This window comes from Clostridia bacterium (assembly GCA_017554615.1).
Taxonomy (GTDB): domain Bacteria; phylum Bacillota; class Clostridia; order UMGS1840; family HGM11507; genus SIG450.
Map to the genome: position 1 here is coordinate 1 of JAFZHY010000013.1, position 23,281 is coordinate 23,281.

General features: G+C 34.7%; 20 protein-coding genes. 3 read left to right on the forward strand and 17 right to left on the reverse strand.

Going from position 1 to position 23,281, the window contains the following annotated elements:
- Nucleotides 1-542, reverse strand: a 542-nt coding sequence (gene ahpC / locus IKZ35_02630; protein ID MBR4892859.1) for a peroxiredoxin, incomplete at its 3' end; no start/stop codon positions are given.
- 17 nt (nt 543-559) lie between these two features.
- Nucleotides 560-937, reverse strand: a complete 378-nt coding sequence (locus tag IKZ35_02635; protein ID MBR4892860.1) for a desulfoferrodoxin — start codon at nt 935-937, stop codon at nt 560-562.
- Between the two features lie 94 nt (nt 938-1,031).
- On the opposite strand from IKZ35_02635, the gene IKZ35_02640 reads away from it, so the two are divergent.
- Nucleotides 1,032-2,447 (forward strand): MFS transporter, encoded by a 1,416-nt coding sequence (locus IKZ35_02640; protein MBR4892861.1) that lies wholly within the window; start codon nt 1,032-1,034, stop codon nt 2,445-2,447.
- A complete protein-coding gene (locus IKZ35_02645; GenBank protein ID MBR4892862.1) occupies nt 2,444-3,241 on the forward strand; it encodes an SDR family oxidoreductase in 798 nt (265 codons plus the stop codon). The genes IKZ35_02640 and IKZ35_02645 overlap by 4 nt, the downstream gene beginning before the upstream one ends.
- 45 nt (nt 3,242-3,286) lie before the next feature.
- Here the strand turns inward: IKZ35_02645 and IKZ35_02650 are convergent, their stop codons facing one another.
- The 12 genes from IKZ35_02650 to IKZ35_02705 all read right to left on the reverse strand — a co-directional run bounded on the left by IKZ35_02650 (nt 3,287) and on the right by IKZ35_02705 (nt 17,201).
- Nucleotides 3,287-3,808: a nitroreductase family protein gene (locus tag IKZ35_02650; GenBank protein MBR4892863.1), complete on the reverse strand. Its 522-nt coding sequence runs from the start codon at nt 3,806-3,808 to the stop codon at nt 3,287-3,289.
- A 2-nt stretch (nt 3,809-3,810) separates the two neighbouring features.
- Entirely contained in the window at nt 3,811-4,671 is an 861-nt protein-coding gene (locus IKZ35_02655) for a diacylglycerol kinase family protein (GenBank protein MBR4892864.1), read from the reverse strand.
- Between the two features lie 94 nt (nt 4,672-4,765).
- On the reverse strand, nt 4,766-6,031 hold the full coding sequence (locus tag IKZ35_02660; GenBank protein MBR4892865.1) for an O-acetylhomoserine aminocarboxypropyltransferase/cysteine synthase: 1,266 nt from the start codon (nt 6,029-6,031) through the stop codon (nt 4,766-4,768).
- Nucleotides 6,032-6,151: 120 nt separating this feature from the next.
- A complete protein-coding gene (gene pyk, locus IKZ35_02665; GenBank protein ID MBR4892866.1) occupies nt 6,152-7,564 on the reverse strand; it encodes a pyruvate kinase in 1,413 nt (470 codons plus the stop codon).
- A 122-nt stretch (nt 7,565-7,686) separates the two neighbouring features.
- Nucleotides 7,687-9,459, reverse strand: coding sequence for a phosphoenolpyruvate carboxykinase (GTP) (locus IKZ35_02670; GenBank protein MBR4892867.1), 1,773 nt, complete (start codon nt 9,457-9,459; stop codon nt 7,687-7,689).
- Nucleotides 9,460-9,833: 374 nt separating this feature from the next.
- A complete protein-coding gene (locus tag IKZ35_02675; GenBank protein ID MBR4892868.1) occupies nt 9,834-10,670 on the reverse strand; it encodes a ParB/RepB/Spo0J family partition protein in 837 nt (278 codons plus the stop codon).
- Nucleotides 10,671-10,817: 147 nt separating this feature from the next.
- Complete coding sequence (gene rsmG, locus IKZ35_02680; GenBank protein MBR4892869.1) at nt 10,818-11,522, reverse strand: 16S rRNA (guanine(527)-N(7))-methyltransferase RsmG; 705 nt, start codon at nt 11,520-11,522, stop codon at nt 10,818-10,820.
- Nucleotides 11,523-11,543: 21 nt separating this feature from the next.
- Complete coding sequence (locus IKZ35_02685) at nt 11,544-12,428, reverse strand: YitT family protein (GenBank protein MBR4892870.1); 885 nt, start codon at nt 12,426-12,428, stop codon at nt 11,544-11,546.
- Between the two features lie 204 nt (nt 12,429-12,632).
- Nucleotides 12,633-13,715 (reverse strand): RNA polymerase sigma factor RpoD, encoded by a 1,083-nt coding sequence (rpoD, locus tag IKZ35_02690; protein ID MBR4892871.1) that lies wholly within the window; start codon nt 13,713-13,715, stop codon nt 12,633-12,635.
- A gap of 57 nt (nt 13,716-13,772) precedes the next feature.
- A complete protein-coding gene (locus IKZ35_02695; GenBank protein ID MBR4892872.1) occupies nt 13,773-15,518 on the reverse strand; it encodes a DNA primase in 1,746 nt (581 codons plus the stop codon).
- A gap of 109 nt (nt 15,519-15,627) precedes the next feature.
- Nucleotides 15,628-16,620, reverse strand: coding sequence for a deoxyguanosinetriphosphate triphosphohydrolase (locus tag IKZ35_02700; protein MBR4892873.1), 993 nt, complete (start codon nt 16,618-16,620; stop codon nt 15,628-15,630).
- Nucleotides 16,617-17,201 carry an XTP/dITP diphosphatase gene (locus tag IKZ35_02705; GenBank protein ID MBR4892874.1) on the reverse strand — a complete coding sequence of 195 codons (585 nt, stop codon included), beginning with the start codon at nt 17,199-17,201 and terminating at the stop codon, nt 16,617-16,619. Before IKZ35_02705 ends, IKZ35_02700 begins: the two co-directional genes overlap by 4 nt.
- A gap of 125 nt (nt 17,202-17,326) precedes the next feature.
- On the opposite strand from IKZ35_02705, the gene IKZ35_02710 reads away from it, so the two are divergent.
- Nucleotides 17,327-18,163 carry a cell wall hydrolase gene (locus IKZ35_02710; protein MBR4892875.1) on the forward strand — a complete coding sequence of 279 codons (837 nt, stop codon included), beginning with the start codon at nt 17,327-17,329 and terminating at the stop codon, nt 18,161-18,163.
- Nucleotides 18,164-18,245: 82 nt separating this feature from the next.
- Here IKZ35_02710 and IKZ35_02715 read toward each other — a convergent pair whose 3' ends face one another.
- The 3 genes from IKZ35_02715 to nifJ form a co-directional block, all read right to left on the reverse strand.
- Nucleotides 18,246-19,076, reverse strand: coding sequence for a DegV family protein (locus tag IKZ35_02715; protein ID MBR4892876.1), 831 nt, complete (start codon nt 19,074-19,076; stop codon nt 18,246-18,248).
- A gap of 12 nt (nt 19,077-19,088) precedes the next feature.
- Nucleotides 19,089-19,535: a MarR family transcriptional regulator gene (locus IKZ35_02720; GenBank protein ID MBR4892877.1), complete on the reverse strand. Its 447-nt coding sequence runs from the start codon at nt 19,533-19,535 to the stop codon at nt 19,089-19,091.
- A gap of 165 nt (nt 19,536-19,700) precedes the next feature.
- Entirely contained in the window at nt 19,701-23,210 is a 3,510-nt protein-coding gene (gene nifJ / locus IKZ35_02725; protein MBR4892878.1) for a pyruvate:ferredoxin (flavodoxin) oxidoreductase, read from the reverse strand.
- Nucleotides 23,211-23,281 lie beyond the last annotated feature (71 nt).

Consider the following 23,281-nt stretch of genomic DNA (forward strand, 5'->3'; position numbering starts at 1 on the left):
AGGCTTGGTTTAAGTGTTTCTGCTCCCGGTTGCCAGTTAGCAGGACAAACCTGATCTCCGTGAGCGTGTACAAACTGACATGCCTGAACTTTACGGAAAAGTTCTTCAGCATTTCTACCCACATTTCCTGCTGTTACCTCATAGCCTACAATTTTACCTTCAGGATTTATGATAAAGGTACCACGCTCTGCAAGACCGTCTGATTCGATTAAAACCTCAAAATCTTTTGAAATTTCATGAGTAGGATCGGCAAGCATAGGATAATTGATTTTTTTAATTCTTTCAGATGCGTCGTGCCATGCTTTATGAACAAAATGTGTGTCAGTAGATACAGAATATATCTCACATCCGACATTTTTAAAATCTTCATACTTATTTGCCAAGTCTTCTAACTCTGTTGGACATACAAAAGTAAAATCTGCAGGGTAGAAAAAGAATACACTCCATTTTCCTAAAATATCTTCTTTGGAAACCATCTTAAAATCGTCTCCGTGAAATGCGTAAGCTTTAAAATCCGAAATTTCTTTGTTAATTAAAGACATAATTATTTTCTCCTTTTTTATTTTGTTTTCCAAAGACTATGTTGATTACAAAAGGCATATACTGCTTTTATGTTATCTCCTTTGTGTAATAAAAAATTCGCCTTTGGAGGTGTGTTTGGTTTTAGTTGCTTGTAAGAAAAACCATCGTCGCTTTCAATACATACCCACTCAATATAATGTTCGGGTTCCATAGGATGTTCGACTGAACCGACTGAAACGATTACCGTATCGTCTTCTCTTTTATATACAGGAATATGTTTTTCTTCGGATGCTTCTTTAGTACCCGGAATTATTTTTTCCATATTTTCGCCGCAACATTGTATAGGAACACCACTATCCCTTATCATAGCAATAATATTTCCACAATGCTTACAAGTAAAAAACAGTTCCTTCAATACGATTCCTCCTTTCTATATAAAAGTATAACCAAATACTTTAAATAAATACATAAATAATGGTTATACTATGGATTGATTGGAGTGATATCTTATGGAAGTTAATGTTTCAAAACCCTATTTAAAAGATTTTGTACCATATGCACTTGCTGCATTTTTGGTAGGTGCTGTTGGTGGCTTTACTGCTGTACTCGGCCCTGCATTTGTCAGCAATTTAAATTTACCATATAACAATACAACATGGACCGCTTTATCTATGGCAGCCTCGACTGCAGCATTTGCTCCCATTCTTGGCAAACTGGGCGATGTAATAGGCAGAAGGATAACATTATTTATTGGTATAGCAATCTTTACTCTTGGCAACATTCTCACAGCAGTAGCACCATCATTATTTTTTATGATTATTGCCCGTTTTATTGTGGGAATAGGAAGCGCGGCTATTGCACCTGTTGTAATGTCCTACATTGTTACAGAGTTTCCGCCTGAAAAAATTGCAAAGGGTTTTTCATTATATATGCTTATTTCAAGCAGTGCAGTAATTTTTGGACCTACACTTGGTGGTTTGCTTATTGAATTTTATGATTGGCGAACAATGATGTGGGTATGCGTTGCAATTTCAGTAATTATTTTATTGCTTTGCATTGTTACACACAAAAAAGACGGAATAAGGTTAAAACCACTTACACATTTTGATAGCATTGGTTCTTTTTGGGTTTTAATTTTCTTTACTCTTATGCTGTGCCTACCGTCATTTGGTCAGAATTACGGAATAAGATCGGTATGGTTTATAATTATTTTAATCGCATCAGTTATCTCGTTTGCCGGTCTTATTTATGCTGAAAAAAAGGCTATAAATCCAATTCTTAGCTGGAAATTTATGAAAAGAAAAAAGTTTTTTCTTTCAGTTCTTGCTCTTTTTTTAACTCAAGGTCTTATGCAGGCAAATATGACAAATATAATTGTATTCATTAACTATACCCAGCCTGACAATACTATTATATCCAGTTATGCAATTTCAATTATGTATATTGGTATGTCTCTTGGTTCTGTTATTTTAGGACCATTGGCAGACCGTACAGAACCAAAAAAGATTTTAGCAGTTTCACTTGCACTTACAGGAATTGGCTGCGCAATAATGCTTTTATTTACTGCAAAAGCCTCAGTAATTTTACTTGCTGCTTCTCTTGGCATATTAGGCTTTGGGCTTGGAGGAAACGCTTCAATTTTTATGAAAATTGTACTGTCGGGTGTACCTAATGAAGTTGCCGGAGCAGGAACGGGAACATACGGGTTATTCCGTGATCTTGCCGCACCATTTGGAGTAGCAATATTTGTCCCTCTTTTTACAAACAGAGTAACAAATATTGTAAATAGTGGTGCAAATGAAATTACTGCTGCAATAAAATCGATAAAGTTTCTTGCAATAGCAGAAATTCTTTGCGTTATTGCAGGTATTACGATAGTATTGTTCCTACCTAAAATTTATATTAAAAAAGGAGAAAAAGCATGAAATTAAAAGACAAAGTTGTTTTAATCACTGCCTCAACCAGAGGAATAGGTCTTGCCATTAGTAAAGTCTTTGCCAAAGAAGGTGCTATAGTTTATATGGCGGCAAGAAATTTAGAACTGGCAAAAGAGGAAGCAAATAAACTTAATTCAGATGGATGTAGAGTAAAATATGTTTATAACGATGCAAGTAACCCTGAGTCGTATACAACTATGACTGATGAAGTAATAAAAGATGCAGGGCGTATTGATGTTCTGGTTAACAATTTCGGAACTTCAAATCCAGGGAAAGACCTTGACTTTTCAAACACTGATACAGATGTTTTTTTTGATATTGTAAATATCAACTTAAGAAGTGTATTTATGGCAAGTAAAGAAGTTGCCAAGCACATGGCAAAAAACGGTGGAGGAAGCATTATAAATATATCATCTGTGGGTGGTCTTGTTCCTGATATCTCCCAGATTGCTTACGGAACAAGTAAGGCGGCTATCAATTATCTTACAAAACTTATAGCTGTACACGAAGCAAAAAATAAAATACGATGTAATGCAATCTTGCCGGGAATGACAGCAACAGAAGCAGTATCAAAAAATCTTACAGAAAATTTTAAAGAACTCTTTATGCGACATATTCCCTTTAAAAGAATGGGTACTCCCGAAGAGATTGCTGCCGCTGCCGTATATTTTGCATCGGATGATTCTAAATATACCACAGGGCAGATATTAACCGTTTCGGGTGGTTTTGGTTTGGCAACACCATTATATGGAGATTTATCAGATAAAATTAACCGTAGATAGACAAAAAATATCCACCTTTACTCAGGTGGATATTTTTCTATTATTCTACAAATTCGATATTTCTTCAATCGTTTTTCTTTTTTTATTAACCTTTACATCTTCTTTTGCATAGCCTAATAAAATTACAAGGCGGACTCTGTCTTTAATTCCTAAAATTTGCTGCACTTTGTCTTCTTCAAACCAACCTAATATACATGAGTCGACGCCTTCATTTGCTGCGGCTAATGTAAGATGGGCAGTTGCTATTCCTATATCTATTGAACGGTAGTCGTTATTTTTAAGTTTTGAGCCTAAAAGGGCAGATTTAACATACGGCTTTTCGCTTACAACAATTAAACATGGGGCATCTAAAGAGAATTTATTCATACCCATTTTTGTTGTGGCTTTTGCTACTTCTTTTGCCATATCCCCTTTTAAGACTGTGAAATAATACGGTTGACCGTTACAAGCAGACGGAGCCAACCTTGCCGCTTCTATTATTTTTTTTATTATTTCATCACTTACTTCTTTGGTATTATCAAAATTTCTGCAAGAATATCTTTTGTTTATTACTTTTTCAAATTCCATATTTACACCTCGATATATTCCTTATTTGCTTCCAAATGACAGGAGGATATATTAGTATGAGTTTCTCCGTCTATCTGAAGATATGACGGTTTATCAAACTCTACTTTTATATCATAACCTTCTAAAATGGTAACGCTTTTTTTAAGTTTCGTATGCTTACCTTTAAAGACAAGCAAAAATGCATATAAAATTTTAAGTTTAGGAGCATTATGCACAACAATCAGTGAGAGTTTTCCGTCTTCTTCTAATCTGTTTTGCTTGGGTGTTAACATAAACCCTCCGCCGCAAAATCTTCCTTTCATTGTTGCTGCAAACCAAACATTTTTAAAGTTATGTTCTTTCCCATCTACCAAAACTTTAGCATTAGTTGTTTTATATTTTCCGAAAACTCCTTTTAATGCTACGCCTACATAATTAACTGACTTTTTAGTTTCCTGTCTTAAATCGTTTACTTTGGAGCAGACATATGCATCAAAGCCCATCCCCACTCCGTTTATAAATTTATAATTTTTACCGTTTATCATACAAACGGGAAGTTTTTTAGTATATTTTTTTATGGGTATTAATTTGTTATCCCCTTTTATATCCCTTGCAAAATCGTTTCCGTTTCCGCATGGGAAATAATATGTATTGTCGGTATAATTATCACACTCATTTACAAAATGGTTTAGCGTTCCGTCTCCGCCTATTATAATAACACTGTCCGTTTTATTTATATTATTAAAAAATGAGTTCCAGTTATTAACTGTTGTAATATCACAAATATCAAGGGTTTCGTTCTTTAAAATTTCCTTTACTTTTTCTAACCCCTTTATTCCCGTTTCGTTATTTGATTTTGGATTATAAAATACATACACTCTCATAATTTATCCCCTTTTTTATAGATTAGTGCAGTGTATCAACTTCTCATTTATATAAAGAAAATCTCAAAGAATTGAGATTTTCCTTTCGTTTTATTTATAGTAAATTAAGCGCCTGTTCAAAATCTGCGATTATATCTTCAACATTTTCAAGCCCAACTGAAACTCTTATAAGACCTGCATCAATTCCTGCTTCTTTAAGTTGTTCATCAGAAAGTTGTCTGTGAGTTTCACTTGCAGGATGAAGAACGCAAGTTCTTATATCTGCAACATGGACAACATTTGAAGCAAGTTTAAGATTATCCATAAATTTAACTGCTTTTTCTTTTCCGCCCTCGATTATAATTGCTATAACGCCACTTGCCCCGTCAGGAAGATATTTACTGCATAAATTATGATATTTATCTTCTTTAAGGCCAGGATAACTAACACTCTTAATTTCTTTGCGGGTTGTGAAAAATTCGGCAACTTTAAGAGCATTTTCACAATACTTAGCCATTCTTAAAGGCAAGGTTTCAATACCTAAATTAAGAAGAAAAGCACCGTTGGCGCTCTGGCACATTCCGTAATCTCTCATCATCTGCGCTCTTGCTTTTGCTATATATGCTGCCTTTCCAAAATGGTCGGTATATATTAATCCGTGATAAGATTCGTCAGGCTCATAAAGTTCTGTAAATCCGTTTTTCTTCCAGTCAAAATTACCTGAATCTATAATTGCTCCACCCACCTGGATAGCATGACCGTCAAGATACTTGGTTGTAGAATGAATTACAATATCTGCACCGTATTCTATCGGTCTGCATAAAATAGGGGTTGCAAATGTATTATCTATAATAAAAGGAACATTGTTATCGTGTGCAAGTTTAACAAACTTTTCAATATCTAAAACATTTATTGTAGGGTTAGAAATTGTTTCTCCGAAAACTGCTTTGGTATTAGGCTGAAACTTTTTCTGAAGTTCTTCTAACGGTAAAGACGGATCAACAAATGTAACATCAATGCCAAGTTTTCTAAGTGTTACATTAAACAGATTATATGTTCCACCGTAAATTGTGGCAGAACTAATAAAATGGTCTCCTGCTTTTAAAATATTAAGAAGAGAAATAGTAGTTGCTGCCTGACCTGAAGAAGTTAAAAGAGCGCCTATACCTCCTTCTAAATCTGCAAGTTTATCTTCTACTGCTGCAACGGTTGGGTTGGATAATCTTGAGTAGAAGTGAGCAGATGCGCTAAAGTCAAACAAATCACCTATAAACTCTGTTGAATCAAAGGTAAAAGTTGTACTCTGATATATAGGAAGAGCACGTGCTTCTCCGTTTTTAGGCTTATAGCCGGAATGTAAACATTTTGTTTCTATTTTCATTTTTAATTCCTCATTTCAATATAAATTCTCTAAATTTTATTTTAAAGCAACTATCTTTAAAAGTCAACAGTTGGCATAAAAAAACTGCTTTTACATAAAAAGCAGTTTTTCCCATTATTACTATATTTCTTCAACTTTTATAAGACTTGTATTACCCGACTGACCTGTTGTATTTCCGCCTGTAATAACAATTCTGTCTCCTTCTTTTAAATTAAGAGTCTCGGTTGCTATTTTTTTAGCATTATAAAATAATACATCGGTAGATGTGAATTTTTCACACATAGCAGGAATTACTCCCCAGGAAAGTGCAAGTCTTCTCCATGTGTTTTCATTGGTTGTAAGACCTATAATAGGCACTGACGAACGGAATCTTGATACCATTCTTGCTGTCATCCCTGAAATTGAACAAGCGACAATAACTTTTGCGTCAAGGTCGATTGCCATACCACAGGTGGAATGAGAAATAGCATCAACAGCATTTTTGATTTTAAACTCAAAATTATGAAGCCTTTTATTATATTTAATATTATTTTCGGTTGTTTCTGCTATTTTTGACATTGTTTCAACTGCTTTTACAGGATATTTTCCGACTGCAGTTTCTCCTGATAACATAATTGCACTTGTACCGTCATACACAGCATTTGCAACATCTGATATTTCTGCTCTTGTAGGGCGTGGGTTATAAATCATAGTTTCTAACATTTCGGTTGCAGTGATTATTCTTTTGCCGAGCAGTCTGCACTGAGTTATAAGTTTTTTCTGAATTGCAGGAAGTTCATTAAAAGGAACTTCAACACCCATATCTCCTCTGGCAATCATAATACCATCACACCAGTCGCAAATTTCTACGATATTATCTATCCCTGCCTGATTTTCAATTTTTGCTATAAGTTCAATATTTTTTGCATCTATTTCTTTTAAATATTCGTGGATATCTATTAAGTCCTGTTTGCTTGAAACAAAGGAACAGGCTATATAATCTATTCCGTTTTTTATCCCGAAGGCTATATCTTTTTTATCCTGCTCAGAAAGATATTTCTGCTTCATAACTTTACCAGGAAAACTCATACTTTTTCTGTCTGAAAGTTCTCCGCCTATTACAACCCTGCAGATAATATCTGTGTTATCCACTTCTTTAACTTCAAAACTTAAAAGACCGTTATTAAGAAGGACTGTGTCTCCTTTTTTAAGTTCATCTTTAAGGCCTTTATAACTAACAGAAACTATACTTTCATCCCCTATAATATCTCTTGTTGTAAAGGTAAATGTATCCCCTTCCAAAAGAGTTATTTTACCATCCTTAAATGTTTTTATCCTGTATTCAGGGCCTTTGGTATCAAGCATAATAGCGATAGGCAAATTAAGTTCTTTCCTGACACTTTTTATCATATCAATTCTTCTTTGGTGGTCTTCATAAACACCGTGAGAAAAATTTAATCTTGCAACATTCATACCCGCTTTACACATACCTACTAAAACTTCTTTTGTTTCACTTGCAGGGCCAACGGTACAAACAATTTTTGTTTTGCGCATAACTTTACTCCTTATTATAAAAACTGTTATACTTATTATATCAAAAATGCCTTTTAGTGTCAATCACACACTAAAAAAAGGACTGATATTCATTAAGAATATCAGCCCTGTTTTAAAAAATATTATTTTAAGTTTGATTCAAGTTTTGCTAACTGTTCAGCCATTTCTTTTGGAAGTTTATCGCCGAACTGTGCGAAGTATTCTTTGATGTTTTCTACATCTTCAAGCCATACTTTGTTATCGATTGAAAGTAATGCTTCGATTTCAGCAGTTGTCATATCAAGACCTGTAACGTCAACATCGCTAACGTTAGGAACGTAACCGATAGCAGTTTCCTTAGCGTCAACTTTACCGTCGCATCTGTCTAAAATCCAGTTAAGAACTCTCATATTGTCGCCGAAACCTGGCCACATAAAGTTATCATTTTCGTCTTTTCTGAACCAGTTAACATGGAAGATTTTAGGTGCTTTGTCGCCTAATTTTTTACCCATGTCTAACCAGTGCTGCCAGTAAGAAGCCATATTGTAACCAACGAAAGGTTTCATAGCCATTGGGTCACGTCTAACAACACCAACTGCTCCTGCTGCTGCTGCAGTAGTTTCAGATGCCATTGTAGCACCAACGAATGTACCGTGTTCCCAATCTCTTGACTGGTATACTAATGGAGCACATTTAGCACGTCTGCCACCGAATACGATTGCAGATACAGGAACTCCCATTGGATTTTCAAATTCAGAAGAAATACATGGGCAGTTAACTGCAGGTGCTGTAAATCTTGAGTTTGGATGAGCAAGTTTGTTACCTTCAGCAGTAAATTCTTTACCGTTAACAACTGAACCTTTCCATTCTGTTGCATTTTCAGGAGGGTTCTTATCTAAGCCTTCCCACCAAACTGTATTGTCATCGTTATTTATAGCAACGTTTGTAAAGATTGTATTTTTCTTTGTAGCTGCAAGAGCGTTAAAGTTTGTTTTTTCGCTTGTACCAGGAGCAACGCCGAAGAAACCTGCTTCAGGGTTAATAGCATATAATCTTCCGTCAGGACCGATTCTTAACCAAGCGATATCGTCCCCAACTGTCCATACTTTATATCCTTTTTCTTTTAGATATTCAGGTGGAATTAACATAGCAAGGTTTGTTTTACCACATGCTGAAGGGAAAGCAGCACAGATGTACTTAACTTCGCCCTGAGGGTTTTCTAAACCTAAGATAAGCATATGTTCAGCCATCCAGCCTTCCTGCATACCAAGGTATGAAGCAATACGTAGAGCAAAACATTTTTTACCAAGTAAAACGTTTCCGCCGTATGCTGAGTTAACAGACATAATTGTTTTATCCTGTGGGAACTGAACGATATATCTTTCTTCAGGATCAACATCTTTTTTAGCGTGTAAACATTTAACGAAATCAGGATTTTCGCCTAATGCTTCTAATACTTTATTGCCAACTCTTGTCATAATAGCCATGTTTAATACAACATAGATACTATCTGTAAGTTCTACACCGATTTTAGAGAATGGAGAACCAACAGGACCCATTGAGTAAGGAATAACATACATTGTTCTTCCTACCATAGAATCTTTGTATAATTTGTTTAATTTTTCATACATTTGGGAAGGTTCCATCCAGTTATTGATAGGACCTGCTTCTTCTTTTGTAGGTGTACAAATAAATGTTCTGTCTTCAACACGGGCAACGTCGTTTTCTGCTGTTCTGTGATAGTAACATCCAGGTAATTTTTCCTGGTTTAATTTAAGAATTTCGCCTGTTGCACATGCTTCTTCTCTTAAAGCTTCAAGTTGAGCTTCTTCCCCTGTAACCCAAACAATCTGGTCAGGATTACAAAGAGCTTTCATTTCTTCTAACCAAGTTAATACTGCTTGATTTTTTGTCATAATATTTTCTCCTCTCAAAAATATATTATAATTTTTAAATTAAATTGCATTATAAAATATTACAATCGTAATTATTATACAATAGTTTTTCAAAAAAATAAAGTATTTTTTTAAAATATTCATATTAAATTTACTTTTACTTATTTTTTGATAACTTATGCAAAAAACTCCGGCAGGCTGACCGGAGTTTTTTGTAAATAGATTTTTTCACCTGTTACGGATATTATATAAGGGGATTTACAATATCTTACAATTAAGAACACAAAAGGGGGTGTATTCTTAATTTAAACAGGTGTAATGGAGAATGGGGTTTTTTTAAATATTCCGTTTAGTTTAAAAGTTAAAACTAAAGATGCAAAAACGGAATATTTAAGTTATTTATTATTAGGTAGATTTTTATCTACTCTAATGACATATTCAATAAAGTCATCCGTTTCTTTCTTGTTTGACTTTATAAGCAGCCCTGACTGTCTTATTAAATCAACAGTCTGATTTATGGTGCTTGAAAAAATTCTTAAATCTTTAAACAGGCTTACACATCTTAATTTAGTGTGATTTTTTTTATTTTCTCTTTTTACCTCGCCCAAAAGTCCTAAAATAAGGCTTTCGGTCTGGGCTACATTTAAGTTTTTGCTTATTATTTCATTTATTGCTTTTTCTCTTAATTCATATTCATCAAGTTTAATTAAACATCTTGCATGGCGCTCGGTAAGGTTATTATCAATTATTATCTGCTTAAGGTCAGGCTCAAGTTTTAAAAGCCTTAATTTATTTGCAACGGTAGATTGGTTTTTGCCTAATTTTTTTGCAAGTTCTTCCTGTGTCAGATTACATTCTTCAATTAACTTTCTGTAACTGTCTGCTTCTTCAAAAAAGGTTAAATCATGCCTTTGTATGTTCTCTATAATTGAAAGAACCATTGATTCTTCTCTTGAAAATTTCTTAACAATAACAGGAACGGTTGCCAAACCTATAAGTTTTGCTGCCCTTAATCTTCTCTCTCCTGCTATTAATTCATATAAATCTTTTTCTATCTGCTTTACGGTTAAAGGCTGGAGTATTCCGTGCTCTTTTATTGAACGGGATAATTCATAGAGTTTGCTCTCGTCAAAATCTTTTCTCGGCTGATATTTATTTGGAACTATCATATCAGGCGAAATAAACATTAAACGAGGCTTGTCCACAACTTTTGCACTTATCATATTAAGCATAAAAAAATAACACCGTCCTTTCTTCATGGTACAGTGTTATTATATCCATTTTTTTCCAATTTGTAAAGAAAAAGCGTTCGCCAATTTGCGACAAACCCTGTCATATCTAAGGCTTAAGCTTAGATATGACAGGGTTTTAGATTTTTATTATAGTGGATTTTTAGTAGGTTTACCTGCCTGACGAGGGTATTTATCAGGTGTAGATTTAATCTTTTTAAATATGTAAATTTTTCTTTGATTATCCGTGCCAGGAAGAATAAACTCTTCTTTTTTAACAAGTTCGATATTTAAAATCTTCATAGCATTTTTCGCATTATCAAGTTCAATATCCCCGTCCTTTCCTTTAAGGGCTATAAAATAGCCATCACATTTAACAAACGGAGTGCAGTATTCCATAAGCACATTAAGCGGTGCTACTGCACGGGCAACGCATATATCATACTTTTGCCTGTAATTTTCCATATGCCCTGCGTCTTCTGCGCGGGAATGAAATGTTGAAATATCGGTTAGCCCTAATTCTTCAATTAATATATTTAAGAAGTTTATTCTTTTATTAAGGGAATCTAACAAGGTAAATTTAAGAGAGGGATTATAAATTTTAAGAGGGACAGAGGGAAATCCTGCGCCACACCCTACATCAATTACACTCATCCCATCTTTAAAGAAGCCTGACAGTACAGGCAGAACACTGTCTAAATAATGCTTAAGATTTATTTCGTCAGGGTCTAAGATAGAGGTAAGATTAACCTTATTGTTATAGTCTGTAAGAAGTTTTGTATATTTTTTAAACTTCTCTTCTTTAGTGTCATCTATTGTTAAACCCATTAAAGAAAATAGTTCTTTTAAATTCATAATTTATCCATTCCTTTACAATTAGTCAATATTAAATTTAAACACATCTGCGACTTCTGTAATAGTTATAAAAGCGCCTTTATCAATATTATGAACAATATTTCTCATTTTTGCAATCTGGAAACGGTCAAGGATAAAATAAATCATAGTTTTATCTTCATCCGAATATCCACCCCTAACGGATATTTTAGTTGCGCCACATTCAAATTCTTTCATAAGTTCATAGCAAATCTGTTCCGGCTTTGTGGTTATAATCATTGCTGCTTTTGAACGGTCAAGACCCTCTACGATAAAGTCTATTGTTTTAAGCCCTGCTCCGTAAGTAACGATTGAATACAAAGGAAGTATCCAGTTTTTAAGCACTATTCCGCATATAACATAGAGTATAACATTATACACCATTACAAATGTGCCAACTGTAACGCCCAATCTTTTGGCAAATACCACAGACATAACTTCTACACCGTCAATAGCGCCACCGAAACGGATAGTAAGACCGCTTCCCACCCCTGAGATAAGTCCACCAAAAAGAGCGCATAAAAGCAAGTCTTCCCCCGCAAGAGGAGATGCGAAAGACACATCTAAAGGCAATATATCTGTAATAAGCCATGCTCCCAATGCATACATAGAAATTGTATATAAAGAATAAATGGTAAAAAGTTTTCCTTGCTTTTTATAACCGAATATAAATAAAGGAATATTAAGTAAAAGCAGACATAAAGGCAAAGAAAGCCACTCGGGCGAAATCTGGGAAATAAGCATTGAAGTCCCTGAAATTCCACTGTCATATAACTTAACCGGAGTTAAAAAAACCGTAATACCGAATGCGTTTATAAAACCTGCTATTGTAAGCAACAATAACTTTGTTGCTTCAATTCCTCTAAAAAATTTTTTAATTAAATTCATTACCTTGCTCCTAAAACAATTACAATCTATTTATGTAATATATATTTATACACTTATTATAATTATAATTTAAAATCTTATTTTTTTCAAGTGATTAAACTTTAAAAATGCGAAGTGTTTTTTAAAAACACTTCGCTTTGATTTGAATTAAGGAAATCTTTTAACTTTTTGCGTTCCAGACTTTTTTAACATACCCACATCATTTTAATTAAGGAAATCTTTTAATTTTTTGCTTCTGCTTGGATGTCTTAATTTTCTTAATGCTTTTGCTTCAATCTGTCTTATTCTTTCACGGGTTACATTAAATTCTCTGCCCACTTCTTCCAATGTGCGCATCTGACCGTCTTCTAGGCCGAAACGAAGTTTTAGAACTCTTGCTTCTCTTGGGGTTAGGGTGCTTAGAACTTCCTGGAACTGTTCTTTTAAAAGAGTATATGCGGCAGCATCAGCAGGAGATTGAGCATCTGAATCCTGGATGAAATCTCCTAAGTGGCTGTCTTCTTCTTCGCCGATTGGAGTTTCTAAAGATACAGGGTCCTGACTGATTTTCTGAATTTCTCTAACCTTTTCAACTGACATATTAAGATGCTTTGAAAGTTCTTCAGGTGTAGGGTCTCTTCCAAGTTCCTGTAAAAGTTGTCTTGATACTCTTAACAGTTTATTGATAGTTTCAACCATATGAACAGGAATTCTTATAGTTCTTGCCTGGTCAGCAATAGCACGGGTAATCGCCTGTCTTATCCACCATGTTGCATATGTGGAAAATTTAAAGCCTTTTGTAAAGTCAAACTTTTCTACTGCTTTGATAAGACCTAAATTACCTTCCTGAATAAGATCTAAGAAAAGCATTCCTCTTCCTACATATCTTTTGGCAATAGAAACAACAAGCCTTAAGTTTGCTTCTGCAAGCATTTGCTTGGCAGTTTCATCCCCCTCTGCCATACGCTTTGCATACATAATTTCTTCTTCTGTTGATAAAAGAGGAACTTTACCTATTTCTTTTAAGTACATTCTGACATGGTCATCTATTCCAACACCGTCCTGAAGAATTATCTCTTCAACCTCGTGTTCTTTAAAGTCCATATCCTCAGGGTTTTCCCCTTCCCCATCATTTACGATTTCAACTCCCATTTTTTCGAGTTTTTCGTAAATCTTTTCGATATCTTCAACATTTAAGTCGATTTCACTAAGACGGTCATTAAGTTCTCCCAATGTGATTTTACTGTTGGCTTTGCCAAGTTCTAAGAGTTCTTTAATAACCGCTCTTTTACTCACTACTTCAGACATCTATTTTCTCCTTTCGGTATACGGAAAAATCTTTCCCATTTTATTATATATAATTTTTTATTTTTTATCTGTTTTTTCTTTCAATTTATGAAGTTGAGCGTTTAATTCTTCCAAAGAATCTGCTTTTACGACATTAAACTGATTTTTAAGATAATTTATTCTCTTTAAAAGGTCGGACACATTCTTTTCGTTAACTTCATAATTTAAACTTTTCATTTTAAGTTTTGCTATTTTTGATTTTTCTAAATCGGGCAGCCTGTCCAACACCATATTGACATCATATCCGCCTTTTTCCAAAAGAAGTTCGCCCAGTATTTTTACTGTCTTATTATAAAGGTCAAAAGAAAAATAGGAACAGGCAACATGGTCTTTTAATCTTTTAAACCAGGTTATACTGTTTATTAATATATTGATAAGTTCCCCCTCGCACACATCAAGGTTATTTCTTATCTTATCTTCGTTTGATTCGTTTCTTCTTTTTATGTTTTCTTTAACCTCGGTTTTTTTCTCTTCAAACTTCTTGTTTTTCGATGTAATCTTTTTAAGTTCGCTATAAATTAGTTCTTCGCTTATATCAAGTTCTCTTGACAGTTTTTTTATGTAAAGTTCACGTTCTAAAGAATCGGAAAGTTTGCTAAGATGCACGGTTGCAATTCTTGCGTAATTAATTTTCCCTTCGATAGATGTGATATCCACCTTTTCTTTTTCTATATCTAAAAGATATTCCATATATGTCGGCGCATCTTTTAAAAGTTTTAAAAAATATTCGCTTCCTGATTTTTTTAAAATTTCGTCAGGGTCTTTCCCACCTTTTAAAATAGCAACATTAACATCTATCCCCTCAAAGAGAAGATACTCTGCTGCTTTGGTTACAGCATTCTTTCCTGCCAAGTCGTTATCATAACAGATTATAACCTTTTTGGCATATCTTTTAATAAGTTTAGCGTGGTCTTCACAAAATGCAGTGCCAAGCGATGCAACTGCACTGTTAAAGCCGAATTTATGAAGTGCTATAACATCCATCTGCCCTTCGGCAAGAATGATATAATCGGCTTTGGAATTTTTAGCAAGGTTTAAGCCGAATAAGTTCTGCCTTTTTTTAAAGGCTTCGGTTTCGCCTGTGTTTAAATATTTAGGAAGACTATCGTCCATAACTCTTCCGCTGAATGCTATAACATTTCCCCTTAAATCTATAACAGGAAAAATAATTCTGCTTCTGAAAAAGTCATAAACTCTTGATTCCTTTTTAGATATAACTCCTGCCTTTAACATTGCCCATTCGGAAAACTTATTAAGTTTAAGATGATTATAAAGGTCGTCATATGTACTTTTGGCATAACCTAACCCGAAATTCTTGATAGTTTTCATATCAAGGCCCCTGTCGGTAAGATACTTAAGGGCATTTTCATCTTTCATTAAGTTATTATGGAAATAGATAGCCGAAGTTTTATTGATTTCATATATATCTTTTTTTAACTGATGTTCTTTGGATATTTCTCCGTTTTCTTCAGGGAGAGGAACTCCGCCTCTTTCTGCAAGAAATTTTACTGCTTCTATAAAATCAAGATTATTGATTTTTTCAACAAAATTGATTATATTTCCGCCCTCGTGGCAACCGAAGCAATAGTATAACTGGTCGTCTTTATTCACAAAAAAAGAGGGGGTTTTTTCCTTGTGGAAAGGACACAACCCCAAAAATCTATTACCGCTTTGCTTTAAATCGGTATACATAGAAACTAAATCTATAATATCATTTCTCTGCCTGATTTCTTCTAAAAGCATATCGTCGAAATACAGCGCCACTAACTATCACCCACATTTCTACTTTTTTATTTCGACAAAAAAAATAAAATTCCTTTTTTTAATATGATTTTGGTGCAAATTTAATCTAAACTCGTTTTGTAATTACAAATTATAAGATTTCTGATTTTAAAAATTTTTCTTCATATGTCGTTATTGCATACCTGTCTGTCATACCTGCAATATAATCACAAACGGTTACTGCCTTGCCGTCAGAGTCAAGTCTTTTTAAATATTCTACAGGGAGCAGGTTAACATTTTTATAAAAATACTCGTATAAAAATTTTACTATCCCTTTGCATTTATCCTCTTTTTTTCTTACTGCCTGTGATAAATAAACATTTTCAAACATAAAGTCGCGAAGTTCGTCGGTAAGTTCAGATATAGACTTACTCATTTTTATTTCTCCGTTTTCTGAGTTTGACAAAACATCTAAAATCATTGTATTTATTCTTATGCTGTGTTTACTGCCAAGGCTTTTGATAAACTTTTTTGGAATTGAGTCTTTTGATAAAATACCTGCTCTTATTGCATCGTCAATATCGTGATTTATATATGCAATTCTGTCTGCCAGACGCACAATGTTTCCCTCACTGGTTTTGGGAATATTTTTCCCTGTATGGTTAACTATTCCGTCCCTTACCTCATAGGTTAAGTTAAGACCGTTTTCCTTTTCAAAATAGTCCACCACTCTTAAACTCTGCTCATTATGGCAAAACCCGTTTTCGCATATTTCGTTAAGCACTTCTTCGCCTATATGCCCGAAAGGTGTATGCCCTAAGTCATGAGCGTATGCTATGGCTTCTGTTAACGCTTCGTTTAAAAAAAGACCTCTTGCAATAGTTCTTGCAATCTGGGAAACCTCCAATGTGTGAGTAAGCCTTGTTCTGTAATGGTCGTCTGACGGAGATATAAACACCTGTGTTTTATGCATAAGACGCCTGAACGCTTTGGAATGTGTTATCCTGTCTACATCCCTTCTGTATTCCGTTCTTATTTCGCATAAAGGCTCTTTTATTTGTCTGCCAAGAGTTTCTCTTGATTTTGCAGCGTATAAAGATAGAAGTTCATATTCTCTTTCTTCGGTCATTTCTCTTATATTCATAGTATCTTTTCAAGTTCCTCTTTTAGTTTATTCATTGCCTTTCTTCGATGGCTTATTTCATTTTTTTCTTCCTTGGATACTTCGCCGAATGTTTTTTTATACTTTTCAACATAGAACATAGGGTCATAGCCAAAACCGTTTTCGCCGACTATTTCACAAAGGAGTGTTCCTTCACATTCGCCCTCTGTTTCTATTACGGTAAAATCATCTAAAATACAGCATATTGCACTTTTAAAACGCGCTTTTCTGTTTTCTTTATCTTTCATTTCTTCTAAAAGTTTTAAGCATCTTCCGTGGTCGTCAAGCCCTTCTCCTCCGTATCTTGCAGAGTACACTCCCGGAGCACCGTCAAGTGCATCCACGCAAAGACCTGAGTCGTCGGCTATGGTAGGCATTTTTACATAATCGTAAATTGCTTTTGCTTTTATATAAGAATTTTCTTTAAATGTAGTTCCTGTTTCCTCTACATCTATTTCTATATTCATATCTTTTAAAGACACTGCCTCATGCCCCATTAAAGATAAGATAAGATTAAAGTCTTTTACTTTACCCGAATTATTGGTTGCTATTACAAATTTCACAAAAAACCACCTCACTATAATTTTATCATATTTTGTAGTATTTTGTAAAGGAAATGATTAGGGATTGATATTTTTTTTAATCTATGTTAAAATTGGTCTTGTATTTTTTTAAAAAGGAGGTTATTATGAAAAAATTATTACTTACTCTTATACTTATATTTACTTTAACATTACCTGCCAATGCATATTATACTACAGATTATTTAGTTCCATACACACTTAGTGTTAACGGAAATGTTATAGAAACAGAAGACAACAGTTATATAATTGATAACACTGCTTATGCACCCATAAGATTTGTTTTAAACGCTATCGGGATTTACGAAATGGAATGGGATAATTCTGAAAGAAGCGTTACATTTTCTCATAACGATACTGTGGTTAAACTTTATGAAGGATATGATTATGCTTTTATAAACGATACACAAGTTAAACTGGATAATTTAGTTCTAATAAATAATGACCGTACACTTGTTCCTGTTCGTTTTGTATCAGAACTTTTTGGTTTTTATGTAGACTGGAATAACACTTTTTATATTGTAAACCTTGTTAAAGACGAACTTAAAGTGGACGAGGGTATAATAGAGAAAGACTACAATTTAGATGATGTTATGTGGCTTTCAAGAATTATTGAGGCAGAAAGTTCAGGAGAACCTTTTTCAGGAAAAATTGCAGTAGGAAATGTTATTTTAAACCGTGTTAAATGTGATGAATTTCCTGACACTATTTCAGAAGTTATATTTGACAGGAAATTCGGCGTACAATTTCAGCCTGTGGCAAACAATAAAATTTATAATACCCCCTCTAACGAAAGTGTAATGGCAGCACTTCTTGCTATAAGGGATGTTAATCTGGCAGGAGACAGTTTGTATTTTCTAAACCCTGTTATAGCAACTAACAGATGGATATTAAATAACAGAACATATTATACAACTATAAATAACCACGATTTTTATTTATAACATTTAAAAGGTGTAAAAACAAATTTGTTTTTACACCTTTTTTTGTCTGTTCTAACTAACACAACAAGAGTCTTAGAAATTATTAATTTTTAAAAAATGCTACAATAACTGCACCAGGACCTGCATGAGTACCGATAACACTTCCGACAGAAGTATAAGGGACATCTCTTCCACCGAAAAGATTTTTGGAATCTTCTTTAAACTTTAATAAATGTTCATCACTTACGCCGGAATAACCTAACAAAACAGGTTTATCAAGGTTTACTCCACCTGCATTTTCTATTTCTTTTATAACAAGTGCATTACCCTGTTTATTACCTCTTGCTTTTCCTATTGATGTGATTTCTCCGTCTACTACTAAAAGAACAGGCTTTAAATTAAGAAGTGTACCTGCAAAAGCGGCAGTTTTGGAAATTCTTCCTCCTCTTTTTAAATACTCCAATGTGTCAAGAAGTGCAAATATAACTATTTTTTCTTTTTCCTTTTCTAATATTTCTTTGATTTCCTTTGCACTATGCCCTTCGTCTACAAGTTGCAGTGCTCTCTCAACAAGTATTCCGCCGCCAATAGTAACGCTTCCTGTGTCTACTATATGTATATTGTTATAGTCCTCAGAGGCAATATTAGCGCTCTGGAATGTTCCTGATAATTTATGAGATAAAGTTATAACAACTGCTTCTTCGTCTTCGCTAACAGTATCAAAAACTTTCATAAATGCATCAGGAGATGCCTGGCTTGTTGACGGATGAAAAGATGATGTTTCTAACTTTTCATAAAATTCGTTGTGCTTGATGGTTACCCCGTCGATAAATTCCTCATCTCCGAAATGCACCATAAGAGGAACAACTGTTACTTTTTCTTTAATTTCTTTTGTTAAATCCATTGTGGAATCCACTATAATTCTTGTTTTCATATTTACTCCTTTTTATAACCCTTCTTTAGTTATTTCTATAAGATTTTGAGAAATTTTTTCCAAGGCAAAGTAAAAATTCTCCCTTTGCTCTTCACTTAACCCTTTACCGCCTTTTTCAACTGCCAATTTAATTCTTTCTCTTAATGCGTATGTTGATTTGTTGCCTTTATCAGTCAGGCTTATAAGCGCACGATATCCGTTGTCGGTTACATTTTTTCTTTGTATAAGGCCCTTTTCTTCAAGTGCTTTAACTGCTCTTGAAACCTCGCCTTTATCCCTGTTACACATTTTAGAAAGTTCGGCACAGGTAAGACCGTCAGGATGCTTATAAAGAGCAATAAGATATATGACATATGTTCCTTTTAACCCATATTCTTTCATCTCATCACTTGCTATTTTATTCCAACTTGACAGTATTTCACTAAGCGATAGTGTAAATGTTTCAAATCTTCCTATCATAAACTTTTCCCCCTTGGAAAGATGTTGAAAAATCAACATCTTTATTCTATCAAAAAATTGTTGAGTTGTCAACATTTTTTTAGGAATTATAGTATTAGTTAAGTTATTATTTATTAAAAAAAAAGCGAAGTGTAAAAACACTTCGCTTTTTAGATAAGGCTTAAATTATTCAGCCATTTTTTTGTAAGTTGCAAGTCTGTCTGCTAAATCTTTTTCAGCTTTTGCAAATAATTCTTCAGCGATTTCAGGGTATGCTTTCTTAAGCATCAAGTATCTGTTTTCGCCTTCTAAGAATTCTTTAACAGTGCCGGTAGGGTCTTTAGAATCTAAGATGAACGGATTCTTTCCTTGTTCTTTAAGTTCAGGGTTGAATCTCCATAAGTGCCAGTAGCCTGTTGCAACTGCTTTCTTTTCTTCAAAGATTGTGTTAGCCATACCTATTTTAATACCATGGTTGATACAAGGAGCGTAAGCAATGATTAGAGATGGTCCTGGATATGCTTCTGCTTCTCTTATTGCTTTTAATGTCTGGTTCATATCTGCACCAAGTGCAATCTGAGCAACATATACATAGCCATAAGTTGTAGCAATCATACCTAAGTCTTTCTTCTTGGTTCTCTTACCTGCTGCTGCGAATTTAGCAACTGCACCTGTAGGAGTAGATTTAGAAGACTGACCGCCTGTGTTAGAGTAAACTTCGGTATCAACAACAAAGATATTGATATCTTCGCCTGATGCGATAACGTGGTCTAAACCACCGTAACCGATATCGTAAGCCCAACCGTCTCCACCGAATACCCACTGAGATCTCTTAACTAAGAAGTCAGTTCTGTCAGCGATTTCTTTAATAGCAGGGTTAGACATATCTGCATCTTTGATAAGAGCAATAATATCTTTTGCTGCTTTCTTAGATGCTTCTGCATTGTCTTTACCAGCGATCCAAGCCTGGAATGCTTCTTTAAGTTCAGGTTTAACAACATCCATTACAGATTCCATTCTGTTAACTAATGTCTTTCTGATTTTGTTGTTTGCCTTAACCATACCTAAACCGAATTCAGCATTATCTTCAAATAGAGAGTTAGCCCATGCAGGACCTTTGCCTTCTGCATTTTTGCAGTATGGCATTGAAGGTGCAGAACCACCCCAGATTGATGTACAACCTGTAGCGTTTGCAACAATCATTCTATCGCCGAATAACTGAGTGATAAGTTTGATATATGGTGTTTCTCCACAACCTGCACAAGCGCCTGAGAATTCAAGCATAGGCTGAGCAAACTGAGAATTTTTAGTAGTTTTTGAAATATCTATCTGATCCTGTTTTGATGGAATGTCCATAGCAAAATCCCAGTTAGATGCTTCAATTTGGGAAACTTCGTCTATTGGTTTCATAACAAGTGCTTTTGTTTTTGATGGACATACATTAGCACATACGCCACAACCTAAACAGTCAAGCGGAGAAACCTGGATACGGAATGTCATACCGTTAAAGCCTGTTGCTTTTAATGTTGCAAATGATTCAGGTTTAGTGCTGTCTTCTTCTTCTGTTAAAAGAACAGGTCTTATAGCAGCGTGAGGACAAACAAGTGAACACTGGTTACACTGAATACAGTTTTCTTCAAGCCATACAGGAACATTAACTGCAACACCTCTTTTTTCAAAACGGGATGTACCTGTTTCGAAAGTACCGTCTTCCATACCTAAGAATGTGCTTACAGGAAGTTTGTTACCAGCCTGAGCATTAACAGGTTCAACGATATTTTTGATAAATGCAGGAATGTCTTTATCTTCTTTAACTTCGTCTTTAGCATCTTTCCATGAAGCAGGAACATCTATCTTCTTAAGAACGTCGATAGCACCGTCAACTGCTGCACAGTTCATATTAACAATTTCGTCTCCTTTTTTGCCGAATGTCTTTTTAATTGCGGCTTTGATTAGGGCAACTGCTTCTTCAAAAGGAATAACGTTTGCAAGTTTAAAGAATGCACTCTGAGTTACCATGTTGATTCTGTTTGGACCAAGACCAACTTTAACAGCAACTTCAACAGCGTTGATTGTGTAGAAGTTAATGTCATTTTCAGCAATGTATCTTTTAACTTTTGCAGGTAATTTTTCATCTAATTCTTCAGGAGACCATACACAGTTAAGAAGGAATGTTCCTCCTTTTTTAAGACCTTCTAAAACATCATACTGATGAATGTATGCAGGTTTATGACAAGCAATATAGTCTGCCTCGTCAAGAAGGTAAGTAGATTTGATAGGATCTTTACCAAATCTTAAGTGAGACATTGTTACGCCGCCTGATTTTTTAGAGTCGTAATCAAAATATGCCTGAGCATAAAGGTCAGTATTGTTACCGATGATTTTGATTGCGTCTTTATTAGCACCAACAGTACCGTCAGAACCGAATCCCCAGAATTTACATCTTGTAGCACCTTTAGGAGCTGCATTGATTTTTTCTCCTATTGGAAGAGAAAGGTTTGTAACGTCATCGTTGATACCGATTGTGAAACCGTTTTTAGGTTCTTTTTCGTCAAGGTTATTAAATACAGCAACAAGTTGTGTAGGAGTTGTATCTTTTGAACCTAAACCGTAACGTCCGCCAACGATTAAAGGAGCATTTTCCTTACCGTAGAACAGATTACATACGTCAAGGTATAATGGTTCACCTAATGAACCAGGTTCTTTAGTTCTGTCTAAAACTGCGATTTTCTTAACTGTTGAAGGTAATACATCAAAGAAGTATTTAGAAGAGAAAGGTCTGTAAAGGTGAACTTTAACAACACCCACTTTTTCGCCTTTGTTAACTAAATAATCAACAGTTTCTTCCAATGCTTCACAAACAGAACCCATAGCGATAATAACTTTTTCAGCGTCTGGAGCACCATAGTAATTAAATGGTTTGTAATCTCTGCCTGTGATTTTTGTAATTTCTTTCATATAGTCGTTAACTATATCAGGAATTGCTTCATAGTATTTATTTGATGCTTCTCTGCCCTGGAAGTAAATATCAGAGTTCTGAGCTGTACCTCTTAAAACAGGGTGTTCAGGGTTTAATGCATTATCTTTAAATGCTTTAAGAGCATCGTAATCAACAAGACCTTTTAAATCTTCATAATCCATAACTTCGATTTTCTGAATTTCGTGAGAAGTTCTGAAACCGTCGAAGAAATGTAAGAAAGGAACTCTTCCTTTGATAGAAGCAAGATGAGCAACACCTGCTAAGTCCATAACTTCCTGAACGGAACCTGTAGCAAGCATAGCAAAACCTGTCTGACGGCATGCCATAACGTCCTGGTGGTCCCCGAAGATATTAAGAGCGTGAGCAGCAAGGGCTCTTGCACTTACATGGAATACGCATGGTAATAATTCACCTGCGATTTTGTACATATTAGGAATCATAAGAAGTAATCCCTGAGATGCAGTAAAAGTAGTTGTTAAAGCGCCTGCCTGTAATGAACCGTGAACTGCACCGGCTGCACCGGCTTCAGATTGCATTTCGACAACTTCAACTGTTTCGCCAAAAATATTTTTCTGGCCTTTTGCACTCATTTCATCAACCACTTCTGCCATTGTAGATGATGGAGTGATAGGATAGATAGCAGCAACTTCAGTAAACGCATATGAACAATACGCAGCAGCGTTGTTACCATCCATGGTCATCATTTTTTTTGCCATTTTTGTTTCCTCCTTAGTAATCTATATTTATCTTACGTAGATAATTAACCTTATACAGTATAACATATATC